This is a genomic window from Desulfovibrio sp. JC022, from assembly GCF_010470665.1.
GTDB lineage: Bacteria > Desulfobacterota > Desulfovibrionia > Desulfovibrionales > Desulfovibrionaceae > Maridesulfovibrio.
Genome location: NZ_VOPZ01000007.1, coordinates 48633 through 62862, shown reverse-complemented (window position 1 = coordinate 62862; position 14230 = coordinate 48633). Strand labels below are relative to the sequence as shown.

14 protein-coding genes are annotated in these 14230 nt (G+C 48.0%); 11 read left to right on the top strand and 3 right to left on the bottom strand.

The genetic code is table 11. The annotated features are described in order from the left end of the window. Positions 1-2 precede the first annotated feature (2 nt). Genes folP through priA form a run of 7 tightly spaced genes read left to right on the top strand, consistent with a single transcriptional unit; the run spans position 3 to position 7916 of the window. Positions 3-845, top strand: coding sequence for a dihydropteroate synthase (folP, locus tag FMS18_RS12225; protein ID WP_163294930.1), 843 nt, complete (start codon positions 3-5; stop codon positions 843-845). Continuing rightward, the gene (gene cdaA / locus FMS18_RS12220) at positions 845-1591 is read left to right on the top strand and encodes a diadenylate cyclase CdaA (protein ID WP_163294928.1); all 747 of its coding nucleotides are present in this window, start codon (positions 845-847) and stop codon (positions 1589-1591) included. Before folP ends, cdaA begins: the two co-directional genes overlap by 1 nt. Further along, on the top strand, positions 1591-2508 hold the full coding sequence (locus tag FMS18_RS12215) for a CdaR family protein (protein WP_239061031.1): 918 nt from the start codon (positions 1591-1593) through the stop codon (positions 2506-2508). Before cdaA ends, FMS18_RS12215 begins: the two co-directional genes overlap by 1 nt. 36 nt (positions 2509-2544) lie before the next feature. Beyond that, the gene (gene glmM, locus FMS18_RS12210; RefSeq protein ID WP_163294926.1) at positions 2545-3894 is read left to right on the top strand and encodes a phosphoglucosamine mutase; all 1350 of its coding nucleotides are present in this window, start codon (positions 2545-2547) and stop codon (positions 3892-3894) included. A 52-nt stretch (positions 3895-3946) separates the two neighbouring features. Next, positions 3947-4816, top strand: coding sequence for a UTP--glucose-1-phosphate uridylyltransferase GalU (gene galU / locus FMS18_RS12205; protein ID WP_163294923.1), 870 nt, complete (start codon positions 3947-3949; stop codon positions 4814-4816). Beyond that, positions 4807-5571: a hypothetical protein gene (locus FMS18_RS12200; protein WP_163294921.1), complete on the top strand. Its 765-nt coding sequence runs from the start codon at positions 4807-4809 to the stop codon at positions 5569-5571. Before galU ends, FMS18_RS12200 begins: the two co-directional genes overlap by 10 nt. A gap of 2 nt (positions 5572-5573) precedes the next feature. Then, the gene (priA, locus tag FMS18_RS12195; protein ID WP_163294919.1) at positions 5574-7916 is read left to right on the top strand and encodes a primosomal protein N'; all 2343 of its coding nucleotides are present in this window, start codon (positions 5574-5576) and stop codon (positions 7914-7916) included. Positions 7917-7951: 35 nt separating this feature from the next. Here priA and FMS18_RS12190 read toward each other — a convergent pair whose 3' ends face one another. Both FMS18_RS12190 and FMS18_RS12185 read right to left on the bottom strand, forming a co-directional pair. Continuing rightward, positions 7952-8974: an anti-sigma factor antagonist gene (locus FMS18_RS12190; RefSeq protein ID WP_163294917.1), complete on the bottom strand. Its 1023-nt coding sequence runs from the start codon at positions 8972-8974 to the stop codon at positions 7952-7954. Between the two features lie 220 nt (positions 8975-9194). After that, on the bottom strand, positions 9195-9938 hold the full coding sequence (locus FMS18_RS12185; protein WP_163294915.1) for a Smr/MutS family protein: 744 nt from the start codon (positions 9936-9938) through the stop codon (positions 9195-9197). Between the two features lie 282 nt (positions 9939-10220). Between FMS18_RS12185 and FMS18_RS12180 the strand changes: the two genes are divergently transcribed. The 3 genes from FMS18_RS12180 to FMS18_RS12170 all read left to right on the top strand — a co-directional run bounded on the left by FMS18_RS12180 (position 10221) and on the right by FMS18_RS12170 (position 12843). After that, entirely contained in the window at positions 10221-10985 is a 765-nt protein-coding gene (locus FMS18_RS12180; protein WP_163294913.1) for an ABC transporter ATP-binding protein, read from the top strand. A gap of 25 nt (positions 10986-11010) precedes the next feature. Beyond that, positions 11011-12171, top strand: a complete 1161-nt coding sequence (locus FMS18_RS12175; protein WP_163294911.1) for a SufD family Fe-S cluster assembly protein — start codon at positions 11011-11013, stop codon at positions 12169-12171. 219 nt (positions 12172-12390) lie between these two features. Beyond that, entirely contained in the window at positions 12391-12843 is a 453-nt protein-coding gene (locus tag FMS18_RS12170) for a metal-dependent hydrolase (protein WP_163294909.1), read from the top strand. A 65-nt stretch (positions 12844-12908) separates the two neighbouring features. Here the strand turns inward: FMS18_RS12170 and FMS18_RS12165 are convergent, their stop codons facing one another. Beyond that, entirely contained in the window at positions 12909-13346 is a 438-nt protein-coding gene (locus tag FMS18_RS12165) for a CBS domain-containing protein (protein WP_163294907.1), read from the bottom strand. Between the two features lie 237 nt (positions 13347-13583). Here FMS18_RS12165 and FMS18_RS12160 point away from each other — a divergent pair, with 237 nt between their 5' ends. Further along, complete coding sequence (locus FMS18_RS12160; RefSeq protein WP_163294905.1) at positions 13584-14228, top strand: protein-L-isoaspartate(D-aspartate) O-methyltransferase; 645 nt, start codon at positions 13584-13586, stop codon at positions 14226-14228. Positions 14229-14230 lie beyond the last annotated feature (2 nt).

The window sequence follows — 14230 nt, the reverse complement described above, 5'->3', positions numbered from 1 at the left end:
TTATGTCCCGTAATTATTCATGGACCGTCAAGGGGGGCAGGGCGTTAGGCCCTGCCCCCTTTTTTATTGCCGGTATTGTTAATGTCACCCCGGATTCATTTTATGACGGGGGGAAAAATTATGATCCGCAGCAGGCCGTAGAGCATGGCCGTTTGCTCGCAGCTCAAGGGGCCGATATCCTCGATGTGGGCGGTGAGAGTACAAGGCCTTTTGCTGATCCGGTCTCCCTTGAAGATGAGCTTGCCCGCGTAGTTCCGGTCATCAGCGAACTCAGTCGCGATCATGTTGTTTCCATTGATACGGTGAAGAGTGAAGTCGCCCGTGTTTCAGTTGAGGCCGGAGCTGCTATTGTTAATGATGTTTCAGCTTTTACGCAGGACCCGGTTCTTCTTGATGTTGTGGCTGATCTTAAGCCCGGATATGTACTTATGCATAGTCAGGGAACACCGGAAGAGATGCAATTGTCGCCGAGTTATGATAATGTCATAGAAGATATTTTGACATTTTTTGAAAAAAGTCTTGAAAGACTCGTGAAGTCGGGTTTACCTGAAAATCGTATAGTGCTTGATCCCGGCATAGGCTTTGGAAAGACTCTTGAGCATAATCTCGTAATCCTGCGCAGGATTGACCGATTCATGGAACTGGGGTTTCCCATTTATATGGGGCTTTCCAACAAGTCTCTCTGGGGTAAGCTTCTGGGACTGGAAGCCGATGAGCGGCAGAATGCTACTCAGGCCGCAACAGCAGTTCTTGCTGCCCGTGGGGTGCCTATCCACCGGGTGCATGAAGTCGGTCTGACCAGTCAGACATTGAAAATAGTGAAGGAGATCGGCGGAGATTATTGATGTTTGAATTTCTGGGCTTTCAAATTTCCTGGAAAGAACTGCTGGACATCGGTCTGGTGGCGATTGTCTATTTTTACATCATTCTGCTGGTGCGTGGTACCCGTGCGGCTGCCGTTATCTGGGGGCTGCTGCTGGTCCTACTGGTCTATTATATCTCCGATGTTTTCGGTCTTTATACCCTTAACTGGCTGCTGACCAACTTCCTGAGTTCAATTTTTCTTGTAATTATTGTCCTTTTTCAGCGGGACATCCGTAAAGGTCTGGCCCAGATGGGCGCAGGCCGTTTATGGCGTAAGAAGGATTTCGAAATAGCTGTCATTGATGAAATCTGTTCAGCTATGGATTCCATGGCCCGTCAGAAGATCGGGGCATTGCTTGTTATCCAGAAAAACGTTCCCTTGGGGGATATCCTTGAAAAAGGGGTTGAAGTTAATGGTCAGGTCAGCAAGCAGCTATTGATCAATATTTTTTGGCCGGATACCCCGTTGCATGACGGGGCGGTGGTCATCAATTCAAATAAGATAGTTGCAGCTTCCTGTATTCTCCCTCTGGCACAGGTTTCAACACGTCAGAGTGCCATCGGAACCCGGCATAGAGCTGCTTTGGGCATCAGTGAGGAAACCGACGCTATTGCCCTTGTTGTTTCTGAGGAAAGAGGGACCATGTCTGCGGCTATTGGTGGAAAACTTACCACCAGTCTTGATATTATCCGCCTTAAACGTGTTTTGAAAAACGTTTTGACTTGATGCTTATGAAAATACAGCACTGGAAAATAGCCGCCATAGCACTCATGATGTCAGTTTTGACCTGGTATCTGGTTACCGGGCGAGACCTGGTTGAGACATGGGTAGAATTTCCGCTGGAGATTATTAATCCTCCGCAGGGAATGATCATTCGTGACGGCATGATTAGCAAGGTCTCAGTGCGTTTGCGTGGCCCTAAAGGGTTGATCCGTAATCTGGACACCAAGAAAATAGCTTATTCGCTTGATACCGGACATCTTGTTGTGGGTAACAACCCGATCAATATAGTACCGGAAAATCTGGGACTCGGCAGCGCGCTTGAGGTTGTGGAGCTTAATCCTTCCAATATCAATTTGGTGATGGATATGTTTGTGAAAAAGCGGGTCCGGGTTATTCCTACGTGGGATGGGGACTTGCATCGCGATTATACTTTGAAGAAAAAGTATAGCGAACCTGACGAAGTAACCTTGCGCGGTCCTGCTTCTGTTTTGAAAAAAATTGCTCAGGTCAGAACCCAGCCCATCATGCTTGATACTGATTCTCCCGGTAACTGGCACGGCGAACTTCCCCTGCAATTACCGGAGACTGTGGAATCTAATCCGGGGCTGGTAAGTGTTTCTCTTGATTTTGCGGTCCGTTCAGGAAAAATGTGGGTCAAGGTACCTCTTTACATTTTAAGCCCGGATGATATTGACTTTGCGGCCAGCCAGAATTACGTCAGGCTGCTTGTGGAAGGTCCAAAACCCTTCTTCAGGAAAAAAGGATTCAGAGATGAGATTACTGCTTCAATAGATTTGAGCGCGACAATTCAAGATGGTGATAATGTCGTACCTTATGAGGTTACCCTGCCCAAAGGGTGCTCTGTTAAAAAGAGAAAGCCTGAAGCAATAACCGTAACTATATCGAGGCAGGAGCCGTAAGTTTTTTGAACGGCCTGCATATTTTTGGAGAGATGGATGAATAAACGTTTGTTCGGAACTGACGGTCTGCGCGGCCAGGTAAATATTTTTCCCATGACCGCAGAGGTTGCTCTGCGTATGGGCCTTGCCGCAGGTTCTTACTTCAGGAACGGAAAACAGCGTCATAAAGTTATTATCGGTAAAGATACCCGCCTTTCCGGGTATGTGTTCGAATCCGCACTTACTGCGGGGCTTTGCGCTATGGGTATGGATGTTTTTCAGGTTGGTCCCATGCCTACCCCGGCAGTGTCCTTCCTGACCCGCAACATGCGTGCGGATCTCGGTATTGTCATTTCCGCCTCTCACAATCCGTTTATGGATAACGGGATTAAATTCTTCGATTCATGCGGTTACAAACTTCCCGATGCGGTTGAAGACGAAATTGCTGATATGGTCCTTTCGCAGGATACCCAGTGGGATTATCCCCAGTCGGAAAAAGTGGGCCGTGCTTACAAGATTGAAGATGCTCGCGGGCGCTACATTGTTTATCTTAAGTACAGCTTTCCGCAGGATATGACCCTGAATGGGGTTAAACTTGTTCTGGATTGCGCCAACGGTGCAGCCTACAGTCTCGGACATATGTTTGAAGAGCTGGGGGCGGAAGTTGTGCGTATCGGCGACAAGCCTGATGGACTTAATATTAACGATAAATGCGGCTCTCTCTACCCCGAGATTCTTGGACAGAGGGTTGTTGAAGAGCATGCTGACATCGGACTGGCTCTTGATGGTGACGCCGACCGGCTGATCGTTGTTGATGAAAAGGGTCAGGTCCTTGATGGTGATGTGATTATGGCCATGTGTGCAGCAGATCTCATGGAGCGCGATAAGCTTGCTCATAATATGCTGGTTTCAACGGTCATGAGTAATATGGCTCTTGAAAATTTCATGAAGGAAAATGGCGGAACACTGCTGCGTACTCCGGTGGGTGACCGTTATGTAGTGGAGGCCATGCGCCGCGAGGGAGCAATCCTCGGCGGAGAGCAGTCCGGCCATCTTATTTTTAAAGAATTCAGTACCACAGGTGATGGTCTGCTTGCAGCCTTACAGTTATTGCGTATACTGTGTGCGAAGAACAGACCGCTTTCCGAACTTTCCGGACTGCTTGAACTTTATCCGCAAAAATTACAGAATGTTCACGTTAAGCGGAAAAGGCCTTTTGAAGAGGTTCCGGCTGTGCAGGATGCTCTCAAGCAGGTCGAGCAGGAATTGGCCGGAAAAGGGCGTGTGCTGTTGCGTTATTCAGGAACTGAATCCGTAGCCAGAGTAATGGTGGAAGCGGAAGACAGTTCCAAGGTTGAACTTTATACTTCCGAGCTTGCAGGAGTTCTGGAAGAACATTTACGTTGATAATTCCTTCGGTCGCAAGATAAGACCGAATCTTTTCAAGGAGATATGATCAATGGTCATCAAAAAAGTTATTGTTCCGGTTGCTGGATGGGGTACAAGATCATTGCCTGCCACCAAGAACATTCCCAAGGAAATGCTGCCGATTTTCAAAAAGCCCGTTGTGCAGCACGTGGTTGAAGAGGCCATGTCCAGCGGACTGACCGATGTTGTTTTTATTAACAACCAGAACAAAAAGATCATTGAAGACCACTTTGATTACAACCTCTCCCTTGAGGATGTACTTGAGCGCGGCGGAAAGACCGAGGCCCTTGAAGAAGTGAGAAAGGTGGCGGAGATGGTTAATATCATTTCCGTGCGTCAGAAAAAACAGCTTGGCTTGGGTCATGCTGTTCTCTGTGCCAAGGAAGTCTGCAAGAACGATCCCTTTGCTGTAATGGTCGGTGATGACCTTATGTTCGGCCTTGAGCCGGGTATCAAGCAGCTGATTGATGCTGCCCGTACCGAAAATATGGCTGTTGTCGGCGTTATTGAAGTGCCTGACAACAAGGTGGATCGTTACGGAATTATTCAGGGTGAGGAATTTGCGCCGGGCATGTACAGAGTCCGTTCTCTGGTGGAAAAACCCCCTATCGGTCAGGCTCCTTCGAGGCTGGCAATTGTAGGGCGTTATGTTCTGCTGCCTGAGATTTTTGATCATCTGGAAAGACTTGAGCCGGGTGTGGGTGGAGAAATTCAGCTCACCGACGCTTTGCAGGGTCTGGCTCAGGATAACAAACTGCTGGCCGTGAAACTTCGCGGACAAAGGTTTGACGCCGGGGACTGGGTAGATTATCTTACCGCAAATGTTTACTTCGCCCTTCAGGACGAGGGGCTGCGTGATGACGTTGTAGCCAGATTGCGGGAGCTTTTGTCTTGTTCGTAAAGAATTTAAATACTTATGTGATACTTTCAGTCCTTGCCGTGAGTCTGTTTTGCAGCAGCCCGGCAAGGGCTTTTTTTCCGTCTGACGAGGAAATCGATGAGACAATGTACCAGAAATACGGTGCATTGACTTCATATGAAGCTGAATTGACCTTTCCTTCAGAACCGGGAACAACCCTTGTCATTAAGCGCGGGCATGATCATTGGCAGCAGACATTTTCCGAAGCGGGCAGCAATGCTACTGTTGAGGCAAAATCTGTAGGACAGTATTTTAAGACCATTGCCCAATGTCCTGCTGACGCTGGGATGCCCCCGTCTATGCTTCAATTTTGGGCCCCGGATGATCCGGTTTCGGACTGGATGTCCATCGGGGTGACCAATGCAACCAAGAGTTACGGGTTTTACGATAATACCCCGGCTTTTGTTTTCGGCGCGGAGCAGGGGGATGAAACCTCTCCTCAAATCTGGTTTAATAATGAAAATTTTTCACCGCTTAAGATTGTACTGGGTCCGCAGCAGGAAATAAGTTTCGGTACTTTTTCCAAATTTGCCGGATTCATGCTGCCTCACACCGGGACTTTGAAAATGGGTGATGATATCCTTGATTTCAATATCCAGTGGAAGAGTATTCGCAAGAAGATTTCGCCTGTGGTCTTTTCTCCGGTTGCGGTTAAAAAGTCCAAGGGATGCGGAGTTCCTTCCGGTCAGGTTTACGAATTTTTGAAAAAATGTCTCAGACTCAATAAATCGGAATAAAAATGACAACTCTCTGGCAGGCCTGTCTCGCCAGCCCACCATATTCAATTTACACATACGAAGCACCCGCCGACCTTCCCGAACTCATGGAAGGACAGCGGGTTCTCGTGCCTTTGGGGCGTTCCGTGCGGGTGGCTTTTCTTATTGAGACTGTGGATAATCTGCCGGAAAATGTGGAACTCAAATCCGTTATCTGGCCTCTTGAGCGAGAACCGCTTTTAAATTCCAATCACTTCAAGCTCTACCGCAACATCGGTGCCCGCCAGATGCAGCCCTTGGGTAAGGTGCTGGAGAATGTTGTTCCCAAGCGGTTTCGCAGTGCCAAGGTCTCTTTTAAAGTTGCAGACCGTTCTTTCCCTGCAAGGCTTAAGGCTCTGGATATTGCCCGTCTTCCTTCGGAGCGGCGTATGGAACTGGTCAAAATTTATGATGAAGGGCGGATGAATGTAAGTCTGCCTGCTTCCATTGAAAAGGAAGAATATGTCAGCCTGACTTCCGATCCTCCGTGGCCTGTGCGTCCCAATGCTGCCCGTCAGTTGCAGATTCTGGAATTTATTTTTGAGAACGGTCCCCGTGAAAAAGGATTTTTGAAAAATATCATGGGGGACTGGACCAACGGAGTGATTAAAAAGCTTCATTCCGATTCGCTGGTCAAGATCGGTCCGCCTCCTGAAGAAGAGCGTAATCCGTCAGAAAAGTGTGCTGCAACCGGACCTAAGTGGGACTTTACCCCTTCGGAACAACAGCAGCTTGCCATTGATGAACTGCTTGCGGCTCTTGATGAACCTAAAAGTGCGGTTAAGCTGCTGCACGGGATCACCGGGAGTGGTAAGACTCTCGTCTACATGACTGCGGCCCGCAAATGCATGGAGCAGGGCAAGTCTGTAATTGTGCTGGTTCCGGAGATTGCTCTTGCCTACGCTTTGTGGAACGGCATCTGCCCGCTGTTTCCGGAAACACGTAAATATCTTTATCACGGTTACCAGACCCCGGTACGCAAGGAAGCTATTTTCCGCGCACTTGCCGAGGATGACAGCCCGGCCCTGATCGTCGGCACCCGCTCGGCTCTCTTTCTTCCGGTGCGTAATCCCGGCCTGATAATTATTGATGAGGAGCATGACGAATCCTACAAGCAGGAAGAGCGATTGCCTTATCAAGCTAAGGAAGTGGCCTATGTGCTGGCCCATATGACCGGAAGTCTGCTGGTTCTCGGTTCGGCAACCCCTGACATTAAGACTTTTCACGCAGCGCAGCAGGGTGCTTTTGAAGTTATTTCCATGGAAAAACGGGTCGGCAAATCCGTACTTCCTGCGGTCAAGGTGGTCGATACCAGTGCCATCAAGAACCCGGAAGAGCCTTTTGCCCCGGAAACAGAAGCCCGTTTGAAAGAGGTGGTGGAGAGGGGAGAGCAGGCCGTGGTCATGCTTAACCGCCGTGGTTTTTCTCCGCTCATTTACTGCACAGATTGCGAAGAACCGTTTAAGTGTCCGCATTGCAATGTGAGTATGACCTACCACAAAGGACGGGAGCGGGTAATCTGCCACTATTGCGGCAATGCCTATCATTTCCCTTTGCCGTGCGCTACTTGCGGTGGGAGCAATCTCATGCCCTTGGGGGGCGGTACGGAGCGGCTTGAAGAGCAGGTTGCCAAGGCTCTGCCGCCGGAAACGAAAATTTTGCGCATGGACCGCGATTCGACCCGCAGGCAGGAACGGTTGGATGAAATTTTGAAGAGTTTTGCCAGAGGTGATGCGCAGGTACTGGTCGGTACTCAGATGCTTTCCAAGGGGCACAACTTTCCCGGCGTAACGCTGGTAGTTGTTTCCGAGGGTGATCTGGGGCTTAACCTGCCTGATTACCGTTCAGCCGAGCGAACATTTCAGCTTCTGGTGCAGGTTTCCGGGCGTGCGGGCAGGGGCGAGAAGCCCGGAGAGGTCATTATCCAGACCCGCAACCCGCAGAATCCTATCTGGGGGGCGGTAACTTCTGCCGATTACAAAACATTTTTTGAGAAGGAAATTGAGAAGCGGCGCAGGTTTCGTTATCCGCCGTTCACCAAGTTGACTCTGATCCGCATCAGCCATCCCATGGGCTGGGAGGGGGAGCATCTCTGTCCTCAATTTTTCAGTATGATTCGCGATGCGGCAAAAGAGGCCGGAATTATGGCCATGGGACCTGTTCCCGCTCCGTTGGCCCAGTTGCGCGGACGCAAGCGGTTTAACTGTCTGCTTAAGTCTGATGATTGGATGAAGACCCGCGAGCTTTACGCTCAAATATCGCGCCGTAATCCTGACAAAAAACAGATTCGCATCACCATGGATCTTGACCCGGTGAATATGCTTTAAGATGTATCCGACGGCTGGGGAAGGGGAACTTTTGGTTATAAATCGTCCAGAATGCCGGGATAATCAACAAAGTAAGATAGTACGCCTGAACTATGCAGGGTATTTTGCAGTTCATCTGAAATTTCGGATATGCGAAGTTTTTTTCCGGCATCACGGAATTTACGGCTCAGGAAGCACAGGGCTTCCATCCCTTTGACTGAAGTCGCATGGGTTGCGGATAAATCCAGTGCCGGGGAAAAATTGCGTTTCAGCATACGGGTTCCGGTGCGAATCAAATCAGGGGTTATCCCCGCATCAAGGGTGCCGGAGATTGTAATTGTCGGCGGAATGCTACTTTCGTCAAATCTCACAGAAGATGGCAGGGCCATTGAAGCCTTGCGTTTGATTTCGTCCAGAAAATTAATCTCTTCGCGTAGAAGCAGCAGCGGGATAAAGATGTTATCCAGCTTGTCCGCAACTTTATTTTTGTCCATATCCTGCGGGACGCAAATCAGCACACAGTTGTGGAGCTGTTCATAGATTTTAGGTACACAACTGCTGATGGATTCGGGCGGGGCTGAGATAAGTACAATGTCCGGGCGTAGATTATTAGCACTGCCGACAATTGATTGTATATCAATTTCATCCAGATCGCCCGTGGTCTTAAAATTAGTGAATAAGTCCCACGACAGGGGTACGTAGCCGTCACGGATAAGGATATCAGTTTTCAGTGCCGATTCAGAAACATGGAGCAGGCTGAATCCGTAGTGGGCGCAGATGCGGGCGATTTGTTCCGGGATTTCAAAATATTCCAAAGGCATTTTCAGCTTGATTTCAGCTTTTTCGGCTAAGCTGACCATTTCCGAATCTGTAGGAAGAATGAAGTCTGCACAATCCGGGCATAAATTGGGATACTTGGCATAATCCATAAGCCACGGGAAAGAGGGCGCGAAAATCATAGTCTTTTCTTTCGCGCCGGCACGTTCTCCCACGGTCAGCATCAGCTCATTGAAATCCATATTAAAAAACGGAATTCCAAAAGCCAGCTTAATACGATCAGGATTATCAAAAATTTCCACGAAGAATCCTTTTAAAATAACACCCGGCGAAGCCGTAATAAAAGTTTTTGAAGAGTCCAGAGAAACTTCTTCCACAAATCCGCAGGAAAGCGGATTTGGACGTTTTCTGAAAGGCAACGCCCCGAAGGGGTGAGCCACAGGAGGTGGCGAATCAAAAAGTTTCTCTGGCCGCCGGAGGCAAATCTATTCATCAAAAAGCGCGAAGCGCATCAACCAATTCTTAAAATTCTTTTCCCCAATTAATGCCTTTATCCCATTTGACCTTGCCTTGCACTTTCTTCTGCTTGCGCAGCAGGATGTATAAAGCTCCGGCGCCGCCGTCTTTGGGCTGGGCAGTACAAAAAGCCAGCACCACGCGGCGGAAGGGATCGCGGGTCAGCCAGTCCTGAATTTCCCGCTTGAGTACGGAATGTCCACCCGGTGAGTTCTTACCGCGTCCGGTCACAGCCAGCACACAACGGTTGCCCTGTAAAAAAGATTCGCGAATGAAAAAGAGCAGGTTGTCAAAAGCCTGTTCGGAATTCATACCGTGCAGGTCAATGTGCGATTCATAACTGAAGGCTCCGGCCTTGAGCTTTTGAAATACCTTGGAATCGGTTCCGCGTACATAGCCGAACATGAATTCATCGGAATATTCCAGTTCAAATTCTATTTTACCGGACACAAGGCTGCTCAGGTATTCCTTGCCTTCCTCATCTTCCGATATTTTAGGGGGCGGGGTCGGCTTCGGTTTCTGGGGGGCAACGGTAGAGCGATCCATGCGCTTAACTCCGTTCATGGCATCCATGAATGCCTGATCATCGTCCACTTCAATTTCCTTTTCTTCCGGCTCTATGGGGGCGGGCTTCTTCTTAACAGCTTCAAGAGCCTTTCGGACCGCCTTGGGTACATGTTCTTCTTTCTTGTCTTCTTTGAATTTGAGCCCCTTGAGGTCTGACAGGGAACTCATTTTTTTCTTAGCCATAAAAATTTCTCCTGAAAAAATGAGCTATCAAATTAGTCATTATCCGGCGCGAAGTAAATCTTTCTATTCAGGAAATTTGAGTTTTTCTATTTTGTACCTTGACTTTTTCAGAGTCGTCACCATTTTTCATAACGTGCGTTTGGGCATTAAATCTGGATATTGTGAAATTAATCATTATTTATTCTGGACTTGAAAAGTGAATTTTATTAGCTCTTCAAAGCGTACTTAATTCGACTAAATAACTCCATTTTTGGCTTTTCGCTTATAAAGTGAGGAATTTCAATGCTTAAAATAGAAGATTTGCACGTCAGTATCGGCGACAAGGAGGTCATCAAAGGCCTCAACCTGCATATAAAAGAAGGGGAGACTTTCATCCTTTTCGGGCCCAACGGTTCCGGTAAGACCTCCCTGCTCATGACCCTTATGGGCTTCAGTAACTATGAGATTACCCAGGGCAAGATTACTTTTAAAGGTGAAGATATCACCTACGCCCCCATTTATGAACGTGCCCGTCTCGGCATAGGCATGTCTTTTCAGCGTCCCCCGACCATCCACGGTCTGAAAACACGTCATCTGGTAAAGATGTGCGGTAACGGTTCCAATGTGGATGTAGAGATGCTGGCCCAGCGCGTTAATATGACCAACTTTCTTGACCGCGATATCAACTCCGGTTTTTCCGGTGGTGAAATCAAGCGTTCGGAGCTGCTTCAGCTCATGGCCCAGAATCCCGGCCTGCTGCTTTTCGATGAGCCTGAATCCGGCGTTGACCTCGAAAACATGCACCTGATCGGTAAAATGGTCCGCACCCTGCTTGATGGTGAAATCAAGCCCAATCTTGATCTGAGCATGAAAGAGCAGAAGATGAAGAAGGGCACAAATACCTGTGGACTGATCATCACCCATACCGGACACATTCTGGATTACATCAATGCTGACCGTGGACAGGTCCTTTTTAACGGACATCTCTGCTGTGAAGCCAGACCCCGCGATATTCTGGAGCATATCCGTAAGTACGGATACAAAGAATGCGTGAAATGCCTGAACTAGCAGTGTAAATCCACGGAGAAATATCATGAAAAAAATTGATCTTAACGATTTTAAATTTGATGGTCTGGAACACGCAGTAATTGAAGATCTTTCCTCAATTGAAGCTGAAGAAAAAGAGCAGTTGATCATGGCCGGTGTTGACGTTGATGCTACAGACGTCAGTGCTACCTTTATGCAGGTTGACCACTCCAACGTACACTGCGGCACTAATGATAAAGATGTTGAAGTCATGGATATCAAAAAGGCCCTTGATAAATACGACGGCCTGCCTGATTACTACTTCAAGCTCATTGATAAAGACAAGGACGAGTTCACCCGCAACGCAGCAGATAATCTGCATGGCGGTTACTTTGTACGTACCAAGAAAGGTGCCAAGATTGAAAAGCCCGTCCAGTCCTGTCTCTTCCTCAAATCCGAGAATTCCGGTCAGAACATCCACAACATCGTGGTTGTAGAGGAAGATTCCGAACTGCACATTATTACCGGTTGTGCTGCTGCGCACGACAAGTTTTCCGGTGGACATTTCGGTCTGTCCGAATTTTACGTTAAAAAGGGCGGTAAACTCACTTTCACCATGGTTCATAACTGGGGTGAAAATACTGTTGTCCGTCCCAGCACCATGGGTGTTGTTGAAGAGGGCGGAACACTCATCAACAACTACGTGCTGATGAAAAGGGTTAAGGATCTCAAGTCATATCCGACTATTTTCCTTAACGGTGAAGGTTCTGTTGCCCGTTTCAATTCAGTTTTGGTTGCCCCTGAAGGTTCCCATGTCGATACTGGAACCCGGATCATTCAGAATGCACCCAACACCAAAGCGGAAACCATTTCCCGCACTATCACCACTGGCGGTACCATTATTTCCCGTGGCCATATTCAGGGTAACAATGTTCCCGCACGCGGACATATCGAGTGTCAGGGACTTATTCTCGGCGGCGGACGTATTCACGCTGTTCCTGAGTTGGAAGCTACCGTGGAAGGTGTTGAGCTTTCCCATGAAGCCGCAGTCGGTAAAATTGCGCAGGAAGAGATTGAATATCTCATGGCCCGCGGTATGGATGAGGACGAAGCAACCTCAACCATCGTGCGCGGCTTCCTGAATGTTGACATTATGGGCCTGCCCGCAAAGCTGCAAAAGGAAATCGACAAACAGATCGAGGAACTTGACGCCAGCGACGCCATGTAGGCATTTGCAAATATGCACTCGAAGAGTGTCTTTCCTTGCGGAAAGGCACTCTTTTTTTATGTCTTCGGCGCAGAGGGGAAAATTGTTTTAGTCTGATTCGTTTACAGCTCGTAAAGGCAATTTGGGTGTTGGACAACTAAGTAGTAATGCCATATACGCAGAAACAGAAAGTTTAGGTTTTGCTTTAAGTTTATTTCTTTTAAAATAAGTGGTTATGATATGCCGGGATATAAGGTTCATGTTAGTGGCTCCGTTGTTGCAGGAGCTTTGGTTCTTCTGGGGCTGGTGAATATCGGCCTGTACGTCATCGATCCTGAGCAGGTGATTTCATTGTTCGTACTTTGCGTGCTGGGAGCTCTTTTTCCGGATATTGATACGGATTCAAAAGGTAAGAGGATTTTTTATTCAGGCATGCTTCTTTTGGCTTTGTCTCTGATTTATCTGGAGAGGTTTAAATGGGCTGCTTATCTTGGGGTGCTGGCCATGCTGCCCGGCATCAGTGCTCATCGTGGCTGGACCCATACCTGGTGGGCTATGTTGTTGGTGCCTATGCCTATGTTGATTTTGCCCTACTATTTGTACGGGCAGCCTTTTCCAACTTTATTGCCTTACTATGTGGCTTTTGCCACCGGGTACTTTTCGCATCTTTTGTTGGACCGAAAGTTTATATAAAAAAAGAAGGAATTGAGATTATCTCAATTCCTTCTTTTTTTATTTAGTATATGGAGGATTGCGGTCTAATCGTCGTTTTTTTCAAGAGCTTCCATGAGGCTGATGGTCAGCTTCAGGAAGTCTGCTTCGGTCAAGATTCCAACCAGTCCGTTCTTTTTGTTGACTACCGGGAAACAACCGTATTTGTGATTCAGAAGCATTGTTGCAGCTTCTTTCAGGGAAGTTTCGGCGGTGATGGTTTTGATGTCGGTCCGCATGATTTCCCCTACAGGGATACCGGAATCAATCTCGCCTTGCGTGGCAGGGTCAATGTCCGCCAGTTGAGAAATTGTGGCACGCAGGATATCACGGTGGGTTACAAGCCCGATGAATTCCCGGTCGTCGTTTACTATGGGGATATGTCTGATACGTTGCAGGTCCATTAGAGACCTTGCCATTTTTAAATTATCAGATTCGCTAAGGGTGAACAGTTCCTTTGTCATGAGATCGTCGACTTTCAGCATGTGGTCCTCCTTTTGTCCTTACTATAATCTCTCTTTATGTCGCTTTAGTGTCAAGATGTATGTGGAAAAAACGGCTTTAAATATCAATTTGGGCCATTCTGGTTGACTTGACCGCTAAAATCTGATTTTCAACTGCAAACAATGAATTAATCTGGATGTTATTATCGGTCCGGGAATTCATAGTTAAAAATAAATTTTCAGGCCTTGCTGTTATCGGCTATGCCTGACGGGGGATAAGTGCGTATAGACCCAAAGCGTTCCAGATTGAAGATGGTGGACGAACAGATTGTAGCCCGTGGTGTGGCTGATAATAATGTTCTGGATGCCATGCGTAAGGTTCAAAGGCATCTGTTTGTGCAGGATGCCCTGGCTTCACGTGCATATTCTGACAGTGCCCTGCCCATCGGCGAAGGGCAGACCATCTCCCAGCCCTATATTGTAGCTGTAATGTCCGAATTGCTTAAAATCGAACCGGGGCATAAGGTGCTGGAGATCGGGACCGGTTCCGGTTATCAGGCTGCGGTACTTGCAGAGATGGGTGCGGATGTTTTTACTGTGGAAAGGATACGCAAACTTTTCATTTCTGCGCGCAAGCTTCTTTTTGACCTGAGATATTTCAATATTCAGGTTAAACTGGATGACGGCACTATGGGGTGGCCTGACAATGCTCCCTATGACCGTATAATTGTCACCGCTGGTGGACCTGAGATTCCTCAATACCTCATAGATCAACTGGCTGATCCCGGAATTCTGGTTATCCCTGTCGGTGGACAGAGACGGGTGCAGCGGTTGATGCTGGTTACAAAAACAGATGGAAAAATTGAAACCACCGACATGGGCGGATGCGCCTTTGTTGATCTGGTTGGTAAACAGGGCTGGTAGGT